The sequence below is a fragment of the Protaetiibacter sp. SSC-01 genome (assembly GCF_014483895.1).
In the GTDB taxonomy this organism is placed as follows: domain Bacteria; phylum Actinomycetota; class Actinomycetes; order Actinomycetales; family Microbacteriaceae; genus Homoserinibacter.
This window is the reverse complement of record NZ_CP059987.1, coordinates 844,908-867,788: the sequence shown is the minus strand read 5'-3', so window position 1 is coordinate 867,788 and position 22,881 is coordinate 844,908. Positions and strand designations below refer to the sequence as shown.

Sequence of the window (22,881 nt, the reverse complement as noted above, 5' to 3'; positions counted from 1 at the left end):
CGATCGTCAGCCGACGAGCTGCTGCGCGAAGACGTGGGGGGTGAAACCCGTGAGGTCGCCTATGCCCTCGCCCTGGCCGACGAGCTTCACGGGGATGCCGGTCTTCTCCTGCACGGCGAGCACGAAGCCGCCCTTCGCGGAGCCGTCGAGCTTCGTGAGCACGAGACCGGTGACGCCCGCGTGCTGCACGAACGCATCCGCCTGCGCGAGCCCGTTCTGCCCCGTCGTCGCGTCGAGCACGAGCAGCACCTCGGCCACCGGCTCGAGCTTCTCGACGACCCGGCGCACCTTGCTGAGCTCGTCCATGAGGCCCGACTTCGTCTGCAGGCGGCCGGCGGTGTCGATGAGCACGATCTCGACGCCCTCGCGCTGCGCGAGTTCGACGGTCTGGAAGGCGACGGATGCCGGGTCCTGCCCCGCCTGCTGCGGCCGCACGATGCGCGCCCCCGCTCGCTCGGCCCACGTCGCGAGCTGCTCGACGGCGGCCGCGCGGAACGTGTCCGCCGCGCCCACGACGACCGAGCGCCCGTGAGTGGCGAGGAACTTCGCGAACTTGCCGATCGTCGTCGTCTTGCCGACGCCGTTGACGCCCACGACGAGCACGACGGCCGGGCGGTTGCTGAGCGTGAGGGTCGAGTCGAGCTTCGCGAGCCGCTCCTCGATCGTCTCCCGCAGCATCCGCTGGAGGTCCTTCGGGTCGGTCGTGCGGTAGCGGGCGACGTTCGCCCGCAGCTCGTCGACGATCGTCTCGGTGAGGTCGGGCCCGAAGTCGGCGCTCAGGAGCGCGGTCTCGAGGTCGTCCCAGGTGCTCTCGTCGATCGTGGGCTTCGCGAACATGCCGCGCAGGGCGCTGCCGAGGGACCAGGATGCCGCCATGCAGCCAGGCTACCGGCAGCGGTCTGCTGTCTCTTGCTGTCTCTTGCTGTCTCTTGCTGTTGTGCAGGAGACGCCCGCTGTTGTGCAGGAACCGCGCCCAGGAGGCCCGGCTTTTCGTGGCCGGCCGGCCGGGTGCACGCCGGAACTCCTGCACAACAGCAGACTCCTGCACAACAGCAGACTCCTGCACAACAGCGGGCAGGCGCGGAGATGGGGTCGGGCAGGATGGGAGGGTGACGCTCGCATTCATCAGGCACGGCCAGACCGAGTGGAACCGCGAGGGCCGCATGCAGGGGTCGAGCGACATCCCGCTCAACGACACCGGCCGCGAGCAGGCCCGGGAGGCGGGACGGATGCTCGAGCAGTGGTCGTGGGACGCCGTCGTGAGCTCGCCGCTCGCGCGCGCCCGCGAGACGGCGCGCATCGTGGCCGACGACCTCGGCCTCCCGCTCGGACCCGCCTACGCGGAGCTCGTCGAGCGCGACTACGGCCCGCTCGAGGGGCAGCTCGAGAGCGACGTCATCGCCCGCTGGCCGAAGCGCGACTACCCGGGCGCCGAGACGCTCGACTCGGTCGTCGACCGCTGCCTCAAGGGTCTCGCGCGCATCGACGCCGACTACCCGGGCCAGAACGTCGTCGTCGTGTGCCACGGCACGATCATGAAGTACACGCTCATCCGCCTGACGGGCTACCCCGTGAAGGTCGTGCTGAACGGAACCGTGTCGGCGATCGAGCGCGCCGGGGATGCGTGGCGCGTGCTCACGATCAACGGCGAGCCCGTCTCTCACCCGGGGTAGAACCCGAGGAAACCCTGCACGGACTCGAGCACCCGCAGCCAGCGCGCGACGAGCACGAGGCCTACCACCAGCGCGACGAACCCGACCGCGGCGATGACCGTCGCGCGGATGCGGGGGTCGCGCACGGGACGGGTCGGACTCGCGTTGCGAGCGGCCGCCGCCGGCAACGGCTCCGGCAGGGCGACGCGGCGCATGGGGTCAGCTGTCGCGGTCGGCATCGTCGGCGCGAGGACGGCATCGGTGTCGAGCGCGCCGCGTCCCGGGTATCCCATGCCAGCAGGCTACGACTCCGCCGCCCGCGCTACCCGGGGGTTGCGTCGGGCACGGACGAGCGCTAGCCGGACACTAGCCGACCGGCACCGCCTGCTGCTGCGCCTTGGCCCGCTTCCGCCGCTCGAGCCACAGGTCCAGGCCCCACGCGCCGGTCGCGAGCGCCGCGAACACGACGAACACGAGCACCCAGCGCAGGTAGTCGTCGCCGACCTCGCTCCACGCCTCCGGGATCGTGAACGTCACAAGCCCGAAGGCCGCGACCCCCACGAGGTAGACGGGGAACCACACGAGCTTGCGCCATCCGAACACGACGGCCCCGTCGAGGGCCGCGAGCGGCAGGAGCGCGAGCGGGAGCGTCGAGACGCCCTCCACGACGACCGCGCTGAGGGTCTCGGTCGCCGCGCGCAGCACCACGGCATCCGGGCTCGCCTCGACGAGCGGGGCGAAGGCGCTGTAGCCGACCCACGCGACGGCGGAGATGAGCAGCGCCATGCCGACGCCGACGAGCACGACGAGCGCCTCGCGCGACGCCGCGAGCGCCGTCACGAAGGTGAGGCCCGCGACGATGCCGAACACGGCACCGGGCTCGAAGTCGAGCAGGCGCGCGAAGAGCACGGCCCCCGCGACGAGCGGCAGCGAGCCCCAACGGAAGGTGATGCGCGGCTGCGACCCGGGCTCGATGCGGCGCACGATCGCGGCCGCCGCGTACCAGCCCACGACGTTCACGAGCGAGAGCGAGAGGAACATCGTGAGGAACAGGCGCACCGAGAGCGGATTGACCCCGAACGAGGGGTCGATGAAGCACGCGATGAACGACGCCGCCGCGAAGCCGGGCCACACGAGCCACGACGGCTGGCGCCTGGCGGGGCGCGCGACGGATGCGGCGTGCGCCGAGGGCGCAGAGGCGGCGCTGCCGGGCGACGGGACGGATGCCGCGGAGGCCGCGGGAGCCGCATCCGTCGGTCGCCCCTTACGCGCCGCGGCGCGTGCCCGACGCAGCCGCCACCACGCGCGCAGCTGCGCCCAGCGGCGGTCGAGCACGGTGTCGACGAGGTAGCCGGGCAGGGCCACGAGGAGCGTGAGGAACACGGCCGTGCCACCGAGCGCTGCCGCCTGCGTCGGGCTCGGGGCGGCCTCCGCGATCGTGCGCAGACCGCTCAGCACGCTCGGGTCGGAGACGCCCGTGAGGTCGTAGTCGCCCGTGACGATGACGTCGATCATGAGCACCGACTGCCCCGGGAAGCCGGGGTCGGGCTGGTACAGCGTGCCGTCGCCGTAGGTGAAGTGGATGATGTCGTTGCCCGTGTTGCGGTCGCCGAAGCGCGTGTTGATCGAGCCGGGCAGGGGGTCCCAGGCCCGGAGGTCGGCGACGCTCATGCGGTCGTTCTCCGAACGGCCCTCGGAGTTCGAGACGATCACCGCCTCGTCGTCGTACCAGCCGGTCTGCTCGAAGCGCGCGAGGATGTCGATCACCGCCTCGGGCTCGATGTCGATCCAGTAGAGCAGGTACTGCGCGTCGCCGTGGTCGCCGAGCTCCCAGTTCGCCGTGTGGGCGGCGCAGTCCCACGCCGTGCCGCGCAGCGGCGGGGGCACGTAGCGCTCGGGCAGGTCGATGAGCTCGTAGCCGCCGCTCGTACGGTAGCCACCCTCGCACTTCGCGGGGTCGGCGGTGTCGTCGGCGGATGCGGGGGCGGCCACCGCGAGCGCGCCGCCGAGCGCGAGGGCGCCCGCGGCGAAGGCGTGGAGGATGCGTCGGGGGTTCACGTCGCACGAGGCTAGGCGTGCACACGTCCCGGATATCAGGGGCGCGTGTCCCGGATCCGCGGCGCGGCATCCGGATGCGGCATCCGGATGCGGGGGGGGTCAGCTCGCGCGCTCGGCCTCGGTCGCGACGCGCTGCCCGACGACCGCGCTCACGCCGTCCTGGCGCATCGAGACGCCGTAGAGCGCATCCGCGATCTCCATCGTGCGCTTCTGGTGCGTGATGACGATGAGCTGCGAGTTCTCGCGCAACCGCTCGATCACCGTCAGCAGGCGGCCGAGGTTGGCGTCGTCGAGCGCCGCCTCCACCTCGTCGAGGATGTAAAACGGGCTCGGGCGGGCGGTGAAGATCGCGAACAGCAGCGCGACCGCCGCGAGCGAGCGCTCGCCGCCCGAGAGCAGCGAGAGGCGCTCGATCTTCTTGCCCGCGGGCTTGACCGTCACCTCGATGCCGGTCGTGAGCATGTCATCCGGGTTCGTGAGGTGCAGCGAGCCCGTGCCGCCCGGGAAGAGCAGCGGGAACACCTCGTCGAATGCGGCCTTCGTGTCGGCGAAGGCGGCGGCGAAGATGTCCTGCATCTTCTCGTCGATCTCCTCGATGATCGTGAGGAGGTCTTTGCGGGTGGCCGTGAGGTCGGCGAGCTGCTCAGTGAGGAACTTGTGGCGCTGCTCGAGCGCGGCGAACTCCTCGAGGGCGAGCGGGTTCACGCGGCCGAGCTGCGCGTACTTGCGCTCGGCGCGCTCGAGGCGCGTCTTCTGCTTCGCGCGGTCGAACGGCTCGGTGCGCACCTCGCGCTCGGCGTCGTCACCCTCCTCGCCCTCGGCCCCATCGCTCGCGGCGGCGGATGCGACGGGCTCGTCGACCGGGACGGGCACCTCCGGTCCGTATTCGGCCACGAGCACGTCCTCGACGAGGCCGAGCTCGTCGGCGGCCCGCTCGAGCAGCGACGAGAGGTGCAGCTTCTTCTCGTAGGCCTGCATCTCGAGGCCGTGCACGTTCTCGTTGAGGGCTGCGAGGCGCTCGCGCAGCACGGCCTCGTTGCGGCGCAGCTCGCTGAGCTCCTCGTTCTGCTTGGCGCGCTCGGCCTCCGCCGCGGCGAGCGCGACGCGCGCCTCGGCGACCGAGCGGTCGGCCGTGTCGAGCACGGCGGGCAGGGCCTCGATGACGCCCTGCGCGGCGTCGATCTGGTGGCGGCGGATGACGGCGAGACGCGCGGCCTCCTCCGCGGCGGCGCGCTCGGCGTCGAGGCGGCGCTGCAGCTGATCGGCCTGCTCGCGCGCGGCGCGCACACGCTCGCGCGCGGTCTCGAGCTCGACGCGGGCCGCGACCTCGATCGCGCGCGCGTTCTCGAGATCGGCGAGCATGCCGTCGCGGGCCGAGACGTCGAGCATGGGGCGCGGCGTCGCGGCGTGGGCGTCGCGTTCGGCGACGGCCTTCTCGAGTCCGGCCTCCGCGGCGGCGACCTGCTCGCCGAGGCCGCCCATGGCCTCCGCGAGACGCTCGCTCTCGGCGGCGGCGGCCTCGAGCTGCACGCGCGAGCGCCCGAGAGCCTCGCTGCGCTCCGCGAGGCGGGTCTCGAACTCCTTGAGGGCCGTCTGCGCCTGCACGAGGTCGATGCGGGCGAGGTCGAGCTTCTCGCGGTGCTCGGCGAGCTCGTGCGCGAGGCGCTCGATCGTCGTCGTGACGCCCACGAGCCTCTGCTCGGCGGCATCGCGCTCGGCGAGCAGCTCGATGCGGCTGCGGCCCGCGCCGGAGCCGCCGCGCAGCACGTGCTCGGCGAGCACGTCGCCGTCGCGCGTGATGACGGTGATGCCGCCGAGCTTCGCGAGCGCGGGCCACGCCGCGCGCGCGGCCTCGATGTCGTCGGCCACGACGACGCCCGCGAGCACGCCTCGGATGCCGTTCGGGCCCGTCACGAGGGATGCGGCCGAGCGCACTCCCGCGGGCAGGCCCGTCGGGTCGGCGGGTGCCGCGGCATCCGCGACGACGATCTCGACGCGGCCCGCGGAGGCCTCGCGCGCGTGGCCGAGCGCCGCGACGCCCGTCTCCCACGTGTCGGCGAGCACGGCATCCGCGAGCGAGCCGAGCGCCGCGGCGATCGCCGCCTCGTAGCCCGCCTCGACCTTGATGTGCTCGGCGACGAGACCCCGGATGCCGCCCAGGCCGATGATCTGCTGCGAGCCGTCCTGCTGGTCGGTCGCCATCGTGAGGGCGCTCGTGCGGGCGGCGAGGGCGTCGCGCTCGCGCTCGGCCGTGTGGAGCTCCTCGCGGAGCGCGTCGACACGCTCCTGCAGCTGCTTCACGGCCTGCTCGGCCGACTCGACCGCGCCCGCGAGCTCGGTGTCCTCCGCGGCGCCCTCCTCATCGCCCTCGAGCGCCACGAGCTCGGCGCGTGCCGTCTCGCGGCGCTCCTCGGCGGCCGCGAACGCGGTGCGCTGGCGCTCGAGCTGCGCACGCAGGGCGCCGAGGCGCTCCTCGGCCGCGCGCACGGCGCCCGCGAGGCGCCCCTGCTCGAGGTCGTGCTGGCTCACGAGCGCCGACTGGGCGCTGATCTCCTCGTCGAGCGAGTCGAGGCTCGCGCGCGCGGTGGCGGTTGCCGCCGTCGCGCGGCCGAGCACGGCCTCCGCCTCGGCGATGCCGCCCTGCAGGCGCTCGGCCTCGGCGTACGCGTCCTGCACCTGCGACTCCGAGAGCGTCGAGCCCATGCCCGGCAGCTCGGACTGCTGCGACAGCAGCGACAGACGCTGATTGGCGAGCGTGTAGAGCGAGCGCAGGTGGTCCTGCACCTGCTCGAGGCCGAACGCGACGCGACGGGCCTCGTCGACCGCCTCCGAGCTCGACGACTGCTCGATGCGCGCCTGGCGCAGCTTCGACTGGTCGAGCTGCTCCTGCAGCACCACGCGCTCGGTCTTGCGTTCCGACTCGCTGCGGGTGACATCCGTGATCGCCTTGCGCAGCTCGACGACCTCGTCGGCGAGCAGGCGGGCGCGGGCGTCGCGCACGATCGCCGCGATCGTCTGCGCCTCGCGCGCGATCTGGGCCTGCTGCCCGAGCGGCTTGAGCTGGCGGCGGATCTCGCCCGCGAGATCCGAGAGACGCGTGAGGTTGGCCTGCATCGCGTCGAGCTTGCGGAGCGTCTTCTCCTTGCGGCGGCGGTGCTTGAGGATGCCGGCCGCCTCCTCGATGAAGCCGCGGCGGTCCTCGGGGGTCGCGTGCAGCACCTGGTCGAGCTGACCCTGGCCCACGATGACGTGCATCTCGCGGCCGAGGCCCGAGTCGGAGAGCAGCTCCTGAACGTCGAGGAGGCGGCACTGCTCGCCGTTGATCGCGTACTCGCTGCCGCCGTTGCGGAACAGGGTGCGCGAGATCGTGACCTCGGAGTACTCGATCGGCAGGGCGCCGTCGGAGTTGTCGATCGTCAGCTGCACCTCGGCGCGGCCGAGCGGTCCGCGCGTCGCGGTGCCCGCGAAGATGACGTCCTCCATCTTGCCGCCGCGGAGGGTCTTCGCGCCCTGCTCGCCCATGACCCAGGCGAGGCCGTCGACGACGTTCGACTTGCCGGAGCCGTTCGGCCCGACGACGCACGTGACGCCCTTCTCGAAGGCGAAGGTGGTGGGCTGGGCGAACGACTTGAAACCCTTGAGGGTCAAGCTCTTCAGATGCACCCGGCCACCTCCTTTCGTGCTGTGTCGCGGCGTCGCTCGTGCCGCGCGACGGCCTCTGCCGTGCCGCGCGACTATCCGCTCTACGCTAGCGCGCCCGAGCCGCTGCACCGTTCCGCCTCGCGCACCACGTATCACTGCCTCCCTGTGCCAAACGCGGCAGCGTTAGGCCCCTGGCGGCAGTGATGACAGGCGCGGGAGGTGGAAGGGTGCAGCGCGACCATGGATAGCGCATGCTGGGGGCATGAACGACATCGTCGTCGAGGAGGTCCCGATCCCCGCCGCGCTCGACGGGAGCCCGGCCGCCGCCGACTTCCTCGCCACGGTCGAGGTGCGCAACGCCGCCGAGGAGCGCGGCTACGGCACACCGGATGTGCGCGTCGACGCCGACCGGCTGCTCGCGAGCTGGAGCGACCCGCACGCACCGCACCGGCTCTTCGTCGTGCGCTCGGAGGGGAGGATCGTCGCGCGCGGCATGATCGAGGGTGTGCTCGACGACCCCACGGGCGCGTGCTGGGTCGACGTGCGCGTGCACCCGGATGCGGAGGGTCGCGGCATCGGGCGCGCCCTCTCCGACCACGTGGAGACCGCCGCCCGCGACGACGGTCACTCGCACGCGATCGTCTACGTCGTCTCCCCCGACGGCCCCGGCGAGCGTCTCGTGCCGCCGACCGGGCAGGGCTCGCTGCCCGCCGGCAACCGCGAGGTGCGCTTCCTCCTCCAGCGCGGCTACCGCCTCGAGCAGGTCGTGCGGGCGAGCCGGCTGGGACTGCCCTTCGACCCCGACGAGCTGCGCGCCCGCATCCGCCTCGCCCGCGAGCGCACGGGCGACGAGTACCGTGTGCACCGCTGGGTGGGTCGCTCCCCCGAGCGTTTCCTCGGCGACATGGCCGTGCTCTTCACGCGCATGAGCACGGATGCGCCGCAGGCGGGGCTCGAGGAGCCCGAGGACGTGTGGACGGCCGAGCGCGTCGTCGACCACGAGGAGCGCAACGAGAGCGACGAGTCCGTCACGATCACGGCCGCCGTCGAGCACGTCGGCTCGGGCCGGCTCGTGGGCTTCACGCAGCTCAACGTGCCGACGGATGCCACGCGCGCCGCCACGCAGGACGACACGCTCGTGCTGCGCGAGCACCGCGGCCACACGCTTGGGATGCTGCTCAAGCTCGAGAACCTCGAGCAGCTCGAGGAGGACTTCCCGGCGCGGCCGTCGGTCATCACGTGGAACGCCGACGAGAACCGGCACATGCTCGCCGTCAACGAGGCGCTCGGCTTCGAGCCCATGGCGTACGAGGGGGCGTGGCGGCTCGACCTCAGGTGAGCGGGCGGACGAGAACGGCCGCGGGGATAGCCCCGCGGCCGCTCGTCCGTCTGTCGTACGTCAGCGTCGCGCGATGGCGATGAGGCGCAGGATCTCGAGGTAGAGCCAGATGACCGTGACCATGACGCCGAATGCGCCCGTCCACTGGTACTTCTTCGGGATGCGGTTCTGCACGCCCTTCTGGATGAAGTCGAAGTCGAGCACGAGCGAGTAGGCGCCGAGCAGCACCGCGAGCACGCCGAGGATGACGCCGAGCGGGATGCCGGCGATCACGACGCTGCTGCGGAGACCCCACGGGTCGTCGTTGACGCCGAACACCATGAGGCCGACGTTGACGAGCGAGAACACGAGGTAGCCGACCGTCACGATGAGGAAGATCTTCGTGGCCTTCGCCGAGGCGCGGATTCGGCCGCTCGCGAAGAGGAAGAGCGTGACGCCCACGACGCAGAACGTCGCGAGCACCGCCTGCGTGACGATGCCCGGGAGCATCGCCTCGTAGAACGCCGAGATGCCGCCGAGGAAGATGCCCTGCGCGCCGGCGTAGCCGAGGATGAGCGCGGGCGAGGGCTCGCGCTTGAAGATGTTGACGAGCGCGAGCACGAAGCCGACGAGCGCGGCCCCGATGAACAGGAACGGGATCAGCTCGACGGTGACCCAGCCGATCGCCGCGCCCACGAGCAGCACGCCGAAGGTGCCGAGCGAGACGCGCACGGTGCCGTCGACGGTCATCGGGGCCGCGGCAGCGGGATCCGGAGCCGAGGGCAGCTCGAACTGCTGCTGCAGCTGCTCGGGGGTCGGCGTCGGGATCGCGGGCACCCCCTTGCCGTTGAACGCGGGATTCGTCGAGAAAGCAGGGTTGGCCATGGCGTGTCCTTACGTCGGGTCCTGTCCCCAGATTACCGGCGCAACCCGCGTCCCCGCTGAACGTGGCGCAGCTGGATCCGTGACCGTGCGGCGGGAGAAACGCCTCCCGCCGCGATGTCGTAGCTCCCGCTGCGCCACGATCTCGGATCAGCGGATGCGCTGGCAGCGCGGGCAGAAGTGGGAGCCGCGGTTCATGAAGGTCTCACGCACGATGCCCGTGCCGCACCGCGGGCACGGCTTGCCGTGCTGCCCGTAGGCGTTGAGCGAGTGCGAGAAGTAGCCCGAGGCGCCGTTGACGTTGACGTACTGCGCGTCGAAGCTCGTGCCGCCCTCCCCGAGCGCTTTCTGCAACACGACGCGCACCTCGGCGAGCAGCGTGCGGGCGCGCGCTCGGCTGAGCGTGCGCGTCGGCTGGTCGTAGTGGATGCGCGCGGCCCACAGCGCCTCGTCGGAGTAGATGTTGCCGATGCCCGACACGAGAGTCTGGTCGAGCAGGGCGCGCTTGATCGTCGTGTCGCGGCGGGCGAGCCGGTCGAGGAACGCGCGGTCGTCGAAGTGCGGGTCGAGCGGGTCGCGTGCGATGTGCGAGACGGATGCGGGCACCCGCTCCCCCGGTTCGTCGGGCGTCGGCACGAGGGCGTCGATCGCCATCGACCCGAAGATGCGCTGATCGACGAAGTCGAGCCGCAGGGGGCCGTAGCCCGGCTGCGCGAGGTCGAGCACGATGCGCGTGAGCTTCGCGACCCCCGCATCCGGATCCCGCAGCAGCACCTGCCCGCTCATCCCGAGGTGCACGACAAGCGCCTCGGGGGTCGTGGCGCGGCTGGAGGCGTGACCCGACGGCGGGAGAAACGCCTCCCGCCGCGCGGTCGTAGCTCCCGCTGCGCCATGGAACGGCAGCCACAGGTACTTGCCACGACGCGAGGGGTAGGCGAGGCAGACGCCCGTCAGGCGGTCGATGAAATCCTCGGAGGGGCCCGGATGCCGGCGCAGCGAGCGCTCGTCGAGCACGCGCACGCGGGTGACCACGGCATCCGTCACGGCGGGGATGAGGCCGCCGCGGACGACCTCGACCTCGGGCAGCTCGGGCACGACGGCTCCCGGTCAGCGCTTGGTGCGCTGCAGGATCGACCAGGCGGTGAGCGCCGCGGCCATCTCGGCCTGCTTCTTGCTCGTGCCGTCGCCCGTCGCGATCGGCTCGCCCGCGAGGGCGACCGTCGCGGAGAAACGCTTCGAGTGGTCGGGGCCGGAGTCGGTGACCGTGTACTGCGGGAGTCCCTTGCCGAGGCGCGTCGAGAGCTCCTGGAGGCTCGTCTTCGGGTCCATGGCGGCACCGAAGCGGTCGGGGTCGGCGAGCAGCGGCGCGATGAGGCGCATGACGAGCGCCGTCGCGGCTTCGGGACCCACCGAGAGGTAGGCGGCGCCGATGATCGCCTCGACGGCGTCGGCGAGGATCGACTGCTTCTCGCGTCCGCCCGTGAGCTCCTCGCCGCGGCCGAGCAGCAGGTACTTGCCGAGGCCGATGTTGCCGGCGATCTCCGCGAGCGCAGCGGAGCTCACGAGGCTCGCGCGGCGCTTGGCGAGCTCGCCCTCGTCGACGTCGGGGTTCTCGAGGTAGAGCATGACCGTGACGGCCTGCCCGAGGATCGAGTCTCCGAGGAACTCGAGGCGCTCGTTGTGCCCGATGCCGCCGTTCTCGTACGCGAACGAGCGGTGCGTGAGCGCGAGTGTGAGCAGCTCGGGTTCGATCTCGAGCTGCAGCACCGAGTTCAGCTCGGCGTGGTCTGCGTCACCGTCCGGGAGGGGTGCGGACGGCACGGCCTCAGACGTCGGCGACCTTCCGGCCCTTGTACTCGAGGTACAGGGGGGTGCCGACCGAGTCCTCGACGACCTTGGCACGGTGCGGGAGGCTGTAGGTGACCTTGCCGTTCTCGACGGTCTTCACGAGGGTCGGCACGGACGCCTTCCACTGCGAACGGCGGGCGTGCGTGTTGGCACGCGACTGGCGGCGCTTGGGAACGGCCATGGCTGTCTCTTCTTTCGTGTTCGGCGGCGCTCGCGCGCGCGCCGGAGGTCTATTCGGTGTCGGTGGTGCTGGGGCGGAAGCCCTCGAGCGCGGCCCACCGGGGGTCGGTCACCTCGCGGTCCTGCGTCACGGCACCGTCCTCCAGCTTCTCCCCCGTGGTGGGGTCGAGACCGGGGCAGTCCGGTCGGCAGACCGGCTGGAACGGCAGTGCCAGCACCACCGCATCCCGCACGACGGATTCGAGATCCACGTGGTCGTCTCGAATCGCGAAGTCGAAAGCTTCGTCCTCAGAATACGCGAAAAGCTCCTGGAATTCGACTTCGAGCGGGAGCTCGACGGGGTCGAGGCAGCGCACGCACTCGCCGTCGGCCGTCGTGTCGACGTCGCCCGTGACGAGGATGCCGTCGTGCAGGCCCTCGAGACGCAGGTCGATGCGGATGCGCGTGCCCTCCTTCACGAAGGCGACGGCCTCTCCGAGGCGCTCGGGCGCGTCGAACTCGAGCACGCGCTCACGCATCTCGCCGGGGCGGTGCATGAGGTCGTGCACGGGCACGAGGTAGGGGTTCTTGTGTGCAGGCACGGTCGCCGATTCTACGCGTGAGTGATGGCAAACGCTGCAGCGATGGGCGTCAGGCGGCGGAGATGTCCGCCGCGGTTGGCCCACCGCTGCAGCGTTTGGCGGAGATCAGTTCTCGACGGCGGTGAACGCCTCGTCGAGGATCGCGAGGGCTCGCAGGCACTCCTCCGCGGTCACGGTGCACGGCGGCACGACGTGGATGCGGTTGTCGGCTGCGAAGGGCAGCAGGCCGCGGGCCATGAGCTCCTTCTTGAGCGCGCCGATCGTCGAGGCCGGGACGGGCTCGCGCGTCTCGCGCGAGGTCACGAGGTCGAGCGCCCAGAAGACGCCGACGCCGCGCACCTCGCCGATCATCGGATGCGACTCCGCGAGCGCGCGCAGGCCCGGGCCCAGCACGTCGCGGCCGATCGCGGCTGCGTTCTCGAGGATGCCCTCCTCCTCCATCGCGTCGATCGACGCGACGATCGACGCTGCGGCGAGCGGGTGGCCCGAGTAGGTGAGGCCGCCGGGGAACACCTGGTCGTCGAAGGTGTGCGAGACGGGGTCGGAGATGACGACGCCGCCGACGGGCACGTAGCCCGAGTTGACGCCCTTCGCGAAGGTGATGAGGTCGGGCACGACGCCGTCGGGGTTGACCTCGGCGTTCTGCCACGCGAACCAGTCGCCCGTGCGGCCGAAGCCCGACATGACCTCGTCGGCGATCCACAGGATGCCGTACTTGTCGCACAGCGCGCGCACGCCCGCGTACCAGCCGGGCGGGGGCATGATGACGCCCGCGGTGCCGGGCACGCCCTCGAGGAGGAGCGCGGCGATCGAGCTCGCACCCTCGGAGACGATGACGCGCTCGAGGTGCTGCAGGGCGCGCTCCGTCTCCTGCTCGGGCGAGTCCGACCAGAACTCGGAGCGGTACGGGAAGGGGCCGAAGAAGTGCACGTGGCCGCGCGCGTACTCGTTGGGCACGCGACGCCAGTCGCCCGTCGCGACGACGGCCGCGCCGGTGTTGCCGTGGTAGCTGCGGTAGGTGGAGAGCACCTTGTCGCGGCCCGTGAACAGGCGGGCCATGCGGATGGCGTTCTCGTTCGCATCCGCACCGCCGTTCGTGAAGAAGACCTTGTCGAAACCGGGGCCCGCCTTCGCGAGGATGCGCGCCGCGGCCTCGCCGCGCTGCAGGTTGGCGTGCGCGGGGGCGACGGTCGCGAGGTTGGCGGCCTGCTCCTGGATCGCGGCGACGACCTTCGGGTGCGAGTGCCCGATGTTGACGTTGACGAGCTGGCTCGAGAAGTCGAGGTAGCGGTTGCCGTCGTAGTCCCACACCTCGGTGCCGGATGCGCCGGCGATCACGAAGGGCGCGAGCGCTCCCTGGGCCGACCACGAGTGGAACACGTGGGCGCGGTCGAGGTCGAGGGTGTGCTGGTTGGTGCTCATGTATCTGTTCCCTGGCTGGGCCGCCGGATGGCGGGGTGACGGGGCGGACGGCCCGGAAGCCGCCCGCCCCGACGGGTGATGGGTGTTACTGGCCGCCCTCGGTGAGGACGACGTCGATGGGAGTGTAGGAGCCCGAGAGGTCGATGCCCTCCTCGGCGAGCTCGGCGAGCGCCTTCTCGATGTACTCGTTCGAGTACGCGGATGCCGGCGGCTCCTCCGTGATGAGGTTGAGGCCGTCCTGGTTGACCGCCGCGAGCGCGCCCGCGACCGTCTTGTCCCACGCGGCCGAGTCGATGACGCCGAAGTCGGCGCCCGTCCAGATGAGCTTGTTGGTCTCGTTCATCATCCAGAGCTGGTGCACGGGTCCGACCGGGAAGGCGGCCTCGGCGTTCGACGCGATGTCGTAGACGATCGTGGCGGCCTCCTCGGGGTTGTCGCGCGCGAAGAGCCAGCCCTTCGCGACGGCCTTCAGGAAGCGCACCGCGGCATCCGCGTACGCCGGGTCGTCCTCGAGGCGCTGCGTATCGGCCCACAGGGCGTCCTGCAGCATCGCACCCTCGGTGTCCTCGTAGGAGACGATGTCGAGGTCGTCGAGCGTGTAGAGCTCGCCCGTGGCCGGGTTGACCGTCTCGAGCACCTGCGCGAGCTCGTTGTAGGTCATCGCCTGGGCGGCGTCGACGTCGCCGTCGAGCAGGGCGTTCATCGAGAAGTCCTGCGTCGTGATCGACACGGTCGTCGAGTCGAGGCCCTCGGCCGCCATGGCGGCGAAGATCTCCCACTCGTTGCCGAAGCCCCACGAGCCGATGCGCTTGCCCTCGAAGTCGGCGACCTCGGTGATGCCGTCGCCCTTCCAGGAGACCTGCAGCGTGCCGGAGGTCTGGAAGACCTGCGCGATGTCGGTCAGCTCGACGCCCGTGGCCTCGATGCTGCCGAGCACCTTCGGCACCCACGCGACGGCGAAGTCGACGTCGCCCGCGACGAGCGCGTCCTGCGGCACGATGTCGCCGCCCGAGGGGACGATCTCGACCGAGTCGAAGCCCTCCTCCTCGAAGTAGCCCTTCTCGAGAGCGACGTAGTAACCGGCGAACTGGGCCTGCGGCAGCCACTGCAGCTGCAGCTTGATGGAGGTGAGCGGGGTGAAGTCGCCGTCGGCGCCGTCGGAGTCGGAGTCCGTCGGACCCGCGCACGCGGAGAGAGCGAGCGCCGTGACGGCGGCCGCGGACGCGAGCCCGAGTCCGTGCCTCTTGCTGAGTCTCATGCTGTTCCCTTTCGTTCTGTGGTGGCGGATCCGGGGATCCTGGTGTTCGGGATGGTGCGGGTGGAGCTTCTGGTGCAGGTGGAGCTTCTGGTGCGGGTGTTTCGGTGGAGCCTGTGCCGGGTCACCCCGGCGCGCGCCTCGTCACGAGTCGTTCGAGGAACGCGGTGATGAGGAAGAACACGAGTCCGATGAGGATGCCGCCGCCCACGTAGGCCCACGCGAGAGCGGCGCGGCCGGACTTGGCGTAGGTGGCGATCGACGTGCCGATGCCGTCGGACGGTCCGCCGAAGTACTCGGCGACGAGGGCCGCGATGACGGCGAGCGAGCTCGCGACCCGCAGACCCGTCATGAGGTAGGGCATGGCGGTCGGGAGCGTCAGCATCCGGAACGTCTGCCCGCTCGTGGCGGCGGATGCGCGCATGAGGTCGCGATGGACGGGCTTCGTCTGGCGCAGCCCGCGCAGCACGTTGATGAAGACGGGGATGAACGCGGCGATCATCGCGACGGCCTGGCGGCCGAACTGGCTCGACGCCCCGAACATCGTGTTGAGGATGGGCGTGATCGCGACGATCGGGATGACGGCGAGCGCCGCGACGAGGGGCGCGAGCATGCCGTCGACGGGGCGCCACGCGGCGGCCGAGCCCGCGAGCACGACGGCGAGCACCGACCCGACCGTGAGGCCGATGAGGGCGTTCGTGGCCGTGATGACCATGTCGTCCCAGATGATGTTCCAGCGGAGCGCGAACTCCTCGCCGATCGCGATCGGGCTGGGCAGCATCCGGGGCGCGTCGCCGAACTCGACGTAGAGGGCCCACACGACGAGCAGGAGCACGCCCACGCCGATCGGCGCGACCACCCGCAGCCACTGCGGGAGGCGCGTGTCGACGCCCGCCGAGCTCATCGCTCGTTCGCCCTCTCGACCTTGGTGCCGTGGAGCGCCTCGCGCACCGCGGTGACCTTCTCGAAGTAGGCGGGGTTCTCGCGCAGCGACTCGTCGCGCGCCTCGCCGAGGCCCGTCTCGATGACGTCGGTGATCCGTCCGGGACGGGGGCTCATGACGACGACGCGGTCGGAGAGGAACACGGCCTCGGGGATCGAGTGGGTCACGAAGACGACGGCGGCGCCCGTCTCGGCGGCGATGCGCGTGAGCTCGCTCTGGAGATACTCGCGCGTCATCTCGTCGAGGGCTCCGAACGGCTCGTCCATGAGCAGGAGCTTGGGGCTCGCGGCGAGGGCGCGCGCGATCGCGACGCGCTGCTGCATGCCGCCCGAGAGCTGATCGGGGTAGCGGTCGACGAACTCCGTGAGGCCCACGAGCTCGGCGAGCTGCGCGACGCGAGCCTCGCGCTCCCCCTTCGCCACCTTGTGCAGCTCGAGCGGCAGCGCGATGTTCGCGCCGACCGTGCGCCACGGCAGCAGCCCCGCCTGCTGGAAGGCGATGCCGTAGTCCTGGTCGATGCGCGCGCGGCGGGCGGGCTTGCCGAAGATCGTGAGCTCGCCGCTCGTCGCCTCGTCGAGGTCGGCGATGAGGCGCAGGAGCGTCGACTTGCCGCATCCGGACGGACCGATGAGCGAGACGAACTCGCCCGCCCGCACCTCGAGGTCGACACCCGTGAGCGCGACGACGTCGCCGTCCTTGGTGTCGAAGACCTTGCCGACGCCGGCGGCCTTGACTGCGAGATCAGCACTCATGCCGTCGCCTCTCCTCTGCGGTAGTTCTTGAGTCCGAGTCCGATGAGCGCGACGGATCCCGCCGCGATGAGACCGAGCGCGATGGAGCCGAACATCGGCCCCCACGGCGCGGCCGGGTCACTCGAGGCCTGGCCCGCGAGCTGGATGAGCATGCGCCCGATGCCGCCGCGCATGCCGATCGACACCTCGGCGACGACGGCGCCGAGCACGGCGTTCGCGGCCGCGAGGCGCAGGGCCGGGAGCAGGTGGGGCACGGATGCGGGCAGCCGCAGCCCGAAGAGCGTCGCCCAGTACCCGGCGGCGTAGCTGCGCATGAGGTCGACGTGGATGCGGTCGGGCGCCTCGAGCCCGCGCAGCACGCCGACGGCGACGGGGAAGAAGGCGAGGTACGACGCGATGACGGCGACCGAGAGCCACTGCGGCCACGGCGTGCCCGAGCGGTCGATCTGGTTGCCGATCGCGTTGACGACGGGTGCGAACGCGATGAGCGGCACGATCTGGCTCACGACGACCCACGGAAGCAGGCCCCACTCGAGCAGCTTCCAACGCTGCATGACGAGGCCGAGGATCGCGCCGACCGCGACGCCGATGAGCCAGCCGACGGCCGCCATCCCGAGCGTCACGAGCGCGGCCTGGGCGACCGTGACGAAGAGCGGGGGCGTCGCGCCGCCGCTCGTCGGCTCGCCGAGCCGCACGATCATCGACCAGATGTGCGGCATCGCGCGGTCGTGGGTGCGCGGCAGGATCATGACGCCCGAGCCGGTCTGACCCTCGACCTGCCCGATCGTGACCCCCTCGGCGGGCCCGAGGAACTTGTAGAGCTCCCAGATCACGGCGACCGCGACGACGCCCACGGCGCCCCAGAGCGCGGCCGCCCAGCCGCGTCCCGTCGCACGCCGACGAGCGGCGACGGGGGACGCGGACCGGGCGAACTCGGTCACGACTTGGCCTTGACCGTCTCTTGCAGGGCCGGGATCACCGTCTCGCCGTACACGCGGAGGGTCTCCTCCTTGTTGTCGTGCATGAGGTAGCCGGCGAACTGGTCGACGCCGATCGACTTGAGCTCCTCGAGCTTCGCGATGTGGTCGTCGGCGGTGCCGAGCATGCAGAACCGGTCGACGATCTCATCCGGCACGAAGTCGACGTGGTCGTTGCCCGCCTTGCCGTGCGAGTTGTAGTCGTAGCCCTTGCGGCCCTCGATGTAGTCGGTGAGGGCCTTCGGAACGGCACCGCTCGATCCGTACTTCTCGACGATGTCGGCCACGTGGTTGCCCACCATGCCGCCGAACCAGCGGCACTGGTCGCGCATGTGCTGCATCGTCGCGGGGTCGGAGCTGTCGCCGATGTAGAAGGGCGACGCGACGCAGAAGGTGATCGCGTCGGGGTCGCGGCCCGCGGCCTCGGCCGCGTCGCGCACCGTCGTGATCATCCACTTGGCGATGTCGACGTCGGCGAGCTGCAGGATGAAGCCGTCGGCGACCTCACCCGTGAGCTTGAGGGCGAGGGGGCCGTAGGCGGCCACCCACACCTCGAGCTCCGAGCCCTTCGACCACGGGAACTGCAGCGTCGAGCCGTTGTGCTCCACGGCGCGGCTGTTGCCGAGCTCGCGGATGACGTGCACCGACTCGCGCAGCTCCTTGAGGGTCGTGGGCTTGCCGTTGGTGACGCGCACCGCCGAGTCGCCGCGGCCGATGCCGACGACCGTGCGGTTGCCGTACATCTCGTTGAGCGTCGCGAACGTGGATGCCGTCACGGTCCAGTCGCGCGTCGCCGGGTTGGTGACGAACGGGCCGACCTTGATCTTGCGCGTCTCCGCGAGGATCTGGCTGTAGATGACGTACGGCTCCTGCCACAGGATGTGGGAGTCGAACGTCCACGCGTAGTCGAACCCGTACTGCTCGGCGAGCTTCGCGAGGTGAACCGTCCGGGAGGCGGGCGGGTTCGTCTGGATTACTGCTCCGAAGTCCAATTCGAGCCTTTCAGATGAGGTACTGGGAGAGACCGCGCTTGACGAAGCGGCCGTCTCCCTTGGCGCCCAGGTACTGGTCGCCGTCGACGATGACCTTGCCGCGCGAGAGCACGGTGTCGACCTTGCCGTCGACCTCGAAGCCCTCCCACGCGGAGTGGTCCATGTTCATGTGGTGGGTCTCCGCGCTGATCTTCGTGTGACCGTTCGGGTCGTACACGACGATGTCGGCGTCCGCGCCCGGCTGGATGACGCCCTTCTTGCCGTAGAGGCCGAACATGCGCGCGGGGGTCGTGCTCGTGAGCTCGACCCAGCGCTCGAGGCTGATCTCGCCCGTCACGACGCCCTGGTACATGAGGTCCATGCGGTGCTCGACGGTGCCGATGCCGTTCGGGATCTTGCGGAAGTCGCCGAGGCCGAGGTCCTTCTGCCCCTTCATGCAGAACGGGCAGTGGTCGGTCGACACCATCTGCAGGTCGTTGGTCCGGAGAGCCTGCCACATGGAGTGCTGGTGACCCTCTTCGCGCGAACGCAGCGGCGTGGAGCACACCCACTTGGCGCCCTCGAAAGCGCCCCACTCGTCGCTCGATGCACCCAGCTGCTCCTCCAGCGAGAGGTAGAGGTACTGGGGGCAGGTCTCCCCGAACACGTTCTGGCCGCGGTCGCGGGCGGCCGCGAGCTGCTCGACCGCCTGCTTCGCCGAGACGTGCACGACGTAGAGGGGTGCGCCGGTCAGCTGCGCGATCATGATCGCGCGGTGGGTGGCCTCCTCCTCCATCTGCCAGGCACGTGCGATGCCGTGGAAGTAGGGGTCGGTCTTGCCGGCCTCGGCGAGCTGCGCCGCGAGCACGTCGATGACGGGCCCGTTCTCGGCGTGCATCATCGTGAGCAGTCCCGTGTCGGCTGCGACCTGCATGGCCTTGAGGATCTGGGCGTCGTCCGAGTAGAAGACGCCCGGGTAGGCCATGAAGAGCTTGAAGCTCGTGATGCCCTCGTCGACGAGGGTCGGCAGCACGGCGAGCGAGTCCGCGTCGACTCCGCCGATGATCTGGTGGAAGGCGTAGTCGATGGCGCAGTTGCCCGCGGCCTTCTCGTGCCACGCCGCGAGGCCGTCCATGACCTTCTGGCCGTAGGTCTGCACCGCGAAGTCGATGATGGTCGTGGTGCCGCCGTGGGCCGCGGCACGCGTGCCGGTCTCGAACGTGTCGGATGCGAAGGTGCCGCCGAAGGGCAGCTCCATGTGGGTGTGCGCGTCGATGCCGCCGGGGATCACGTACTTGCCGGTGGCGTCGACGACCGTGTCGACGCCCTGCGTGAGGTCCGTGCCGAGCAGCTGCGAGCCGGGGCTCAGGACCGCGACGATCTGCTCGCCGTCGACGAGGACATCCGCCTCGCTGCGTCCCGTGGCGGTGACGACCGTCCCGCCCTTGATGAGTGTCGTTGCCATCGTGGTGCTCCTTCGGGCCTTACGGGCGGGCGATCTTCTCGTAGCTGTCGGGACGACGGTCGCGGAAGAACTGCCAGTCGTCGCGCATCTCGCGCACCATGCTCATGTCGAGGTCGCGGATGAGCACCTCCTCCTCGGTGCCCGAGCCCCGCTCGCCGACGAAGTTGCCGCGCGGGTCGATGACCTGGCTCGTGCCGTAGAAGTCGACGGCGAGGTCGCCGTACTCGTTGTCCTCGCGGCCGACGCGGTTGGGCTGCAGCACGAAGTAGCCGTTGGCGACGGCCGCCGCGGGGCCCTCGACCTCCCACAGGCGGTTCGAGAGACCGGGCTTGGTGGCGTTGGGGTTGAAGACCATGTGGGCGTCGTTGAGCCCCAGCTCGCGCCATCCCTCGGGGAAGTGGCGGTCGTAGCAGATGTAGGTGCCGACGCGGCCCACGGCGGTCTCGAAGACCGGGTAGCCGAGGTTGCCCGGGCGGAAGTAGAACTTCTCCCAGAAGCGGTCGAGGTGCGGGATGTGGTGCTTGCGGTACTTGCCGAGGATCGTGCCGTCGGCGTCGACGACGACGGTCGTGTTGTAGTACACGCCCGTCTCGGCCTCCTCGTAGATGGGGAGCACGGTCACGACGCCGAGCTCCTTGGCGACGGATGCGAAGCGCTGCACGATGGGGCCGTCGGCCTGCTCCGCGTAGCGGTAGTACTTCTTGTCCTGCGTGATGCCGAAGTAGGGGCCGTAGAACAGCTCCTGGAAGCTCATGACCTGCGCGCCCTGGGCGGCCGCGTCACGGAGGAAGCCCTCGTGCTTGTCGAGCATGGATTCCTTGTCGCCGGTCCAGGTGGTCTGGCTGATTGCGGCGCGGACGATCGTCATTGCGTGTCTCCTCGGGTGTTGCGTTTTGTTATCATTCGACGTAAACATTTCCCTGACGTTACGTAGAATGACGTAGGCGTAAAACTACGGCGGTTTGAGTGAAGTCGGTAGCCCTTTCGATCGAAGAGCGTTCCCCGCACGGGATCGCCACCGGGATCGCCCGTCTCATCACGACGGGCGACCTCGCTCCGGGCGACCGCCTGCCCACCGTCCGGGAGCTCGCGGCCGAGCTCGGCGTCTCCCCCGCGACCGTCTCGCACGCGTGGCAGACCCTCGCATCCGCCGGTCTCATCACGAGCCGCGGGCGCAGCGGGAGCTTCGTGCGCGCCGAACCGCGCGAGTGGCTCCCCCGCCGCTACCGCGGCCTCGACGGCAACCTGGATGCGCGCCTCGACCTCTCGCGCGGCACCCCCGACCCCGAGCTGCTGCCCGCCCTCGGCCCCGCCCTGGCGCGGGTCGGCGCGCGCGCCGACACCTCGAGCTACCAGGCCAAGCCCGACATCCCCGAGCTCCACGACCTGCTGCGCGACACGTGGCCCGCGCCCGTCGAGTCGATCACGGTGCTCAACGGCGCCCTCGACGCGATCGACCGCGCTCTCGCGGCCCTCGTGCGCTTCGGCGACCGGGTCGTTGTCGAGAACCCCACCTTCCCGCCCTTCATCGACCTGCTCGACCACTACGGCCTGCAGGCGGTCGGCGTCGAGCTCGACGCGGAGGGGATGCGGCCCGAGGCCTTCGCCGCCGCCCTCGGCACGGCGCCCGCGATCGTGCTGCTGCAGCCGCGCGCCCACAACCCCACGGGCATCTCGATGACGGCCGAGCGCGCCGAGCAGCTCGCCGGCATCCTCAAGCGCAGCCGCACGGCGCAGGACACGATCGTCATCGAGGACGACCACTCGGGCGCCATCAGCTCCTCCCCCGACGTGTCGCTCGCGACGTGGATCCCCGAGCGCGTGCTGCACGTGCGTAGCTTCTCGAAGTCGCACGGACCCGATCTGCGCATCGGCGCGATCGGCGGCCCGCGCCCCCTCGTCGACCGGGTCGTCGCGCGGCGCCTGCTCGGCCCGGGGTGGACCTCGCGCATGATGCAGGCGATCCTGCACGAGCTGCTCACGCATCCGGAGTCCACGGCGCAGATCGACGCCGCGCGCGAGGCCTACGCCGAGCGGCAGGCTGCGCTCGCCTCGGCCGTGCAGGCGGCCGGCGGATGGCTCGCGGGCGGCGACGGCATCAACGCGTGGATGCGCGTGGCCGACGAGCGCGCCGCGATCGTGCAGCTCGCGGCGGTCGGCATCCGCGTCGCGGCGGGCGAGCCGTTTCAGCTCGGCGAGGCGCAGGACCCGCACGTGCGCGTCACGGTCGGTGCGCTGCGCGACGAGGTCGAGACGGTCGGCGCGGCCCTCGCGGTGGCGCAGAACGCGAGCTGATCCGGCCTACGCGCGGGCCCAGTCGCCCTCGGTCGTGCGGCTCAGCTCGCCGAGGAAGCGGATGACGACGTCGCGCTCGGCGGCCGTGAGCGCGGCGGCGACGCGGAACCGGCGCGCGTGCTCGCGGCCGACGGTCGCCTGCGCCGCGGCGCGGGTCTCGGAGGTGATGACGATCGACGACGAGCGCCGGTCGTGCGGATGCGCGGTGCGGCGGATGTGGTCGCCCCGCTCGAGCCTGTCGAGCAGCTTGGTCGTCGCGGCGCTCGAGATGCCCAGGTGCTCGGCGATGCCGCGCGCGGTCGCGACGTCTCCGCGGTCGGTCACGACGATGATGTAGCGCAGCGCGCGCATGTCGTTGTCGCCGAGCTTCATGAAGCTGCGGGACGCCTCGCTCAGCCGTTCCTCCGCCGCGCGCCAGTCACGCAGGGCGTCGAGCACGCGCACGACATGGGCGATGTCGGCGTCCTCCATGTCGGAGACGTCGAGCATGCGACCGCGGATGTCGACGACGCGGGGGTCGTGCATGCGCTCGGCGTTCTCCGCTCGTATGCGATGCTCCGCGTCCGTCACACACGCATGCTACTTCCCCGGAAAGTATTTCACTAGGTTTATTGTTATCTCGGTTTCATATTTGTAAAGT

General features: G+C 70.9%; 21 protein-coding genes. 3 read left to right on the top strand and 18 right to left on the bottom strand.

The annotated features are described in order from the left end of the window. Window positions 1-6: 6 nt before the first annotated feature. On the bottom strand, window positions 7-876 hold the full coding sequence (gene ftsY / locus H4J02_RS04060; RefSeq protein WP_187675834.1) for a signal recognition particle-docking protein FtsY: 870 nt from the start codon (window positions 874-876) through the stop codon (window positions 7-9). A 233-nt stretch (window positions 877-1,109) separates the two neighbouring features. Between ftsY and H4J02_RS04055 the strand changes: the two genes are divergently transcribed. Beyond that, window positions 1,110-1,673 (top strand): histidine phosphatase family protein, encoded by a 564-nt coding sequence (locus tag H4J02_RS04055; RefSeq protein ID WP_262406211.1) that lies wholly within the window; start codon window positions 1,110-1,112, stop codon window positions 1,671-1,673. On the opposite strand, the gene H4J02_RS04050 is transcribed toward H4J02_RS04055, so the two are convergent. From H4J02_RS04050 to smc, 3 genes are all read right to left on the bottom strand, one after another. Further along, complete coding sequence (locus H4J02_RS04050; RefSeq protein ID WP_187675832.1) at window positions 1,661-1,945, bottom strand: hypothetical protein; 285 nt, start codon at window positions 1,943-1,945, stop codon at window positions 1,661-1,663. The two genes, H4J02_RS04055 and H4J02_RS04050, sit on opposite strands and share 13 nt — an antisense overlap. A 73-nt stretch (window positions 1,946-2,018) precedes the next feature. Then, the gene (locus H4J02_RS04045; protein ID WP_187675831.1) at window positions 2,019-3,710 is read right to left on the bottom strand and encodes a hypothetical protein; all 1,692 of its coding nucleotides are present in this window, start codon (window positions 3,708-3,710) and stop codon (window positions 2,019-2,021) included. 99 nt (window positions 3,711-3,809) lie between these two features. Further along, a complete protein-coding gene (gene smc, locus H4J02_RS04040) occupies window positions 3,810-7,373 on the bottom strand; it encodes a chromosome segregation protein SMC (RefSeq protein ID WP_187675830.1) in 3,564 nt (1,187 codons plus the stop codon). A 241-nt stretch (window positions 7,374-7,614) separates the two neighbouring features. Here smc and H4J02_RS04035 point away from each other — a divergent pair, with 241 nt between their 5' ends. Next, entirely contained in the window at window positions 7,615-8,691 is a 1,077-nt protein-coding gene (locus tag H4J02_RS04035; protein ID WP_187675829.1) for a GNAT family N-acetyltransferase, read from the top strand. A gap of 60 nt (window positions 8,692-8,751) precedes the next feature. Here the strand turns inward: H4J02_RS04035 and H4J02_RS04030 are convergent, their stop codons facing one another. The 13 genes from H4J02_RS04030 to H4J02_RS03970 form a co-directional block, all read right to left on the bottom strand. Then, window positions 8,752-9,555, bottom strand: coding sequence for a Bax inhibitor-1/YccA family protein (locus H4J02_RS04030; protein WP_187675828.1), 804 nt, complete (start codon window positions 9,553-9,555; stop codon window positions 8,752-8,754). Window positions 9,556-9,702: 147 nt separating this feature from the next. Continuing rightward, on the bottom strand, window positions 9,703-10,647 hold the full coding sequence (mutM, locus tag H4J02_RS04025) for a bifunctional DNA-formamidopyrimidine glycosylase/DNA-(apurinic or apyrimidinic site) lyase (RefSeq protein ID WP_187675827.1): 945 nt from the start codon (window positions 10,645-10,647) through the stop codon (window positions 9,703-9,705). Between the two features lie 12 nt (window positions 10,648-10,659). Then, complete coding sequence (gene rnc, locus H4J02_RS04020; RefSeq protein WP_262406296.1) at window positions 10,660-11,328, bottom strand: ribonuclease III; 669 nt, start codon at window positions 11,326-11,328, stop codon at window positions 10,660-10,662. 49 nt (window positions 11,329-11,377) lie between these two features. Then, the gene (gene rpmF, locus H4J02_RS04015) at window positions 11,378-11,581 is read right to left on the bottom strand and encodes a 50S ribosomal protein L32 (protein ID WP_187675825.1); all 204 of its coding nucleotides are present in this window, start codon (window positions 11,579-11,581) and stop codon (window positions 11,378-11,380) included. Window positions 11,582-11,630: 49 nt separating this feature from the next. Further along, a complete protein-coding gene (locus H4J02_RS04010; RefSeq protein ID WP_262406210.1) occupies window positions 11,631-12,161 on the bottom strand; it encodes a DUF177 domain-containing protein in 531 nt (176 codons plus the stop codon). A gap of 105 nt (window positions 12,162-12,266) precedes the next feature. Beyond that, the gene (locus tag H4J02_RS04005; RefSeq protein ID WP_187675824.1) at window positions 12,267-13,583 is read right to left on the bottom strand and encodes an aspartate aminotransferase family protein; all 1,317 of its coding nucleotides are present in this window, start codon (window positions 13,581-13,583) and stop codon (window positions 12,267-12,269) included. A gap of 85 nt (window positions 13,584-13,668) precedes the next feature. Beyond that, a complete protein-coding gene (locus tag H4J02_RS04000) occupies window positions 13,669-14,841 on the bottom strand; it encodes an ABC transporter substrate-binding protein (protein WP_187675823.1) in 1,173 nt (390 codons plus the stop codon). 121 nt (window positions 14,842-14,962) lie between these two features. Continuing rightward, complete coding sequence (locus H4J02_RS03995) at window positions 14,963-15,742, bottom strand: ABC transporter permease (RefSeq protein WP_187675822.1); 780 nt, start codon at window positions 15,740-15,742, stop codon at window positions 14,963-14,965. Continuing rightward, a complete protein-coding gene (locus H4J02_RS03990) occupies window positions 15,739-16,533 on the bottom strand; it encodes an ABC transporter ATP-binding protein (protein WP_187675821.1) in 795 nt (264 codons plus the stop codon). The genes H4J02_RS03995 and H4J02_RS03990 overlap by 4 nt, the downstream gene beginning before the upstream one ends. Next, on the bottom strand, window positions 16,530-17,474 hold the full coding sequence (locus H4J02_RS03985) for an ABC transporter permease (protein WP_187675820.1): 945 nt from the start codon (window positions 17,472-17,474) through the stop codon (window positions 16,530-16,532). Before H4J02_RS03985 ends, H4J02_RS03990 begins: the two co-directional genes overlap by 4 nt. After that, a complete protein-coding gene (locus H4J02_RS03980) occupies window positions 17,471-18,502 on the bottom strand; it encodes a TIGR03842 family LLM class F420-dependent oxidoreductase (RefSeq protein WP_187675819.1) in 1,032 nt (343 codons plus the stop codon). Before H4J02_RS03980 ends, H4J02_RS03985 begins: the two co-directional genes overlap by 4 nt. 10 nt (window positions 18,503-18,512) lie before the next feature. Further along, complete coding sequence (hydA, locus tag H4J02_RS03975; protein WP_187675818.1) at window positions 18,513-19,946, bottom strand: dihydropyrimidinase; 1,434 nt, start codon at window positions 19,944-19,946, stop codon at window positions 18,513-18,515. Window positions 19,947-19,965: 19 nt separating this feature from the next. Continuing rightward, on the bottom strand, window positions 19,966-20,814 hold the full coding sequence (locus H4J02_RS03970; protein ID WP_187675817.1) for a nitrilase-related carbon-nitrogen hydrolase: 849 nt from the start codon (window positions 20,812-20,814) through the stop codon (window positions 19,966-19,968). Between the two features lie 98 nt (window positions 20,815-20,912). Between H4J02_RS03970 and H4J02_RS03965 the strand changes: the two genes are divergently transcribed. Beyond that, window positions 20,913-22,241, top strand: coding sequence for a PLP-dependent aminotransferase family protein (locus tag H4J02_RS03965; protein WP_187675816.1), 1,329 nt, complete (start codon window positions 20,913-20,915; stop codon window positions 22,239-22,241). Window positions 22,242-22,247: 6 nt separating this feature from the next. Here the strand turns inward: H4J02_RS03965 and H4J02_RS03960 are convergent, their stop codons facing one another. Continuing rightward, entirely contained in the window at window positions 22,248-22,811 is a 564-nt protein-coding gene (locus H4J02_RS03960) for a MarR family winged helix-turn-helix transcriptional regulator (RefSeq protein WP_262406209.1), read from the bottom strand. Window positions 22,812-22,881 lie beyond the last annotated feature (70 nt).

What these genes read in the sequence shown, in the direction of transcription:
- H4J02_RS03970 (WP_187675817.1), bottom strand. Translation starts at nt 20,814, where the DNA reads ATGACGATCGTCCGCGCCGCAATCAGCCAGACCACCTGGACCGGCGAC.
- H4J02_RS04030 (WP_187675828.1), bottom strand. Translation starts at nt 9,555, where the DNA reads ATGGCCAACCCTGCTTTCTCGACGAATCCCGCGTTCAACGGCAAGGGG.
- H4J02_RS03995 (WP_187675822.1), bottom strand. Translation starts at nt 15,742, where the DNA reads ATGAGCTCGGCGGGCGTCGACACGCGCCTCCCGCAGTGGCTGCGGGTG.
- rpmF (WP_187675825.1), bottom strand. Translation starts at nt 11,581, where the DNA reads ATGGCCGTTCCCAAGCGCCGCCAGTCGCGTGCCAACACGCACGCCCGC.
- H4J02_RS04050 (WP_187675832.1), bottom strand. Translation starts at nt 1,945, where the DNA reads ATGGGATACCCGGGACGCGGCGCGCTCGACACCGATGCCGTCCTCGCG.
- H4J02_RS04000 (WP_187675823.1), bottom strand. Translation starts at nt 14,841, where the DNA reads ATGAGACTCAGCAAGAGGCACGGACTCGGGCTCGCGTCCGCGGCCGCC.
- H4J02_RS04035 (WP_187675829.1), top strand. Translation starts at nt 7,615, where the DNA reads ATGAACGACATCGTCGTCGAGGAGGTCCCGATCCCCGCCGCGCTCGAC.
- ftsY (WP_187675834.1), bottom strand. Translation starts at nt 876, where the DNA reads ATGGCGGCATCCTGGTCCCTCGGCAGCGCCCTGCGCGGCATGTTCGCG.
- hydA (WP_187675818.1), bottom strand. Translation starts at nt 19,946, where the DNA reads ATGGCAACGACACTCATCAAGGGCGGGACGGTCGTCACCGCCACGGGA.
- H4J02_RS04005 (WP_187675824.1), bottom strand. Translation starts at nt 13,583, where the DNA reads ATGAGCACCAACCAGCACACCCTCGACCTCGACCGCGCCCACGTGTTC.
- H4J02_RS03990 (WP_187675821.1), bottom strand. Translation starts at nt 16,533, where the DNA reads ATGAGTGCTGATCTCGCAGTCAAGGCCGCCGGCGTCGGCAAGGTCTTC.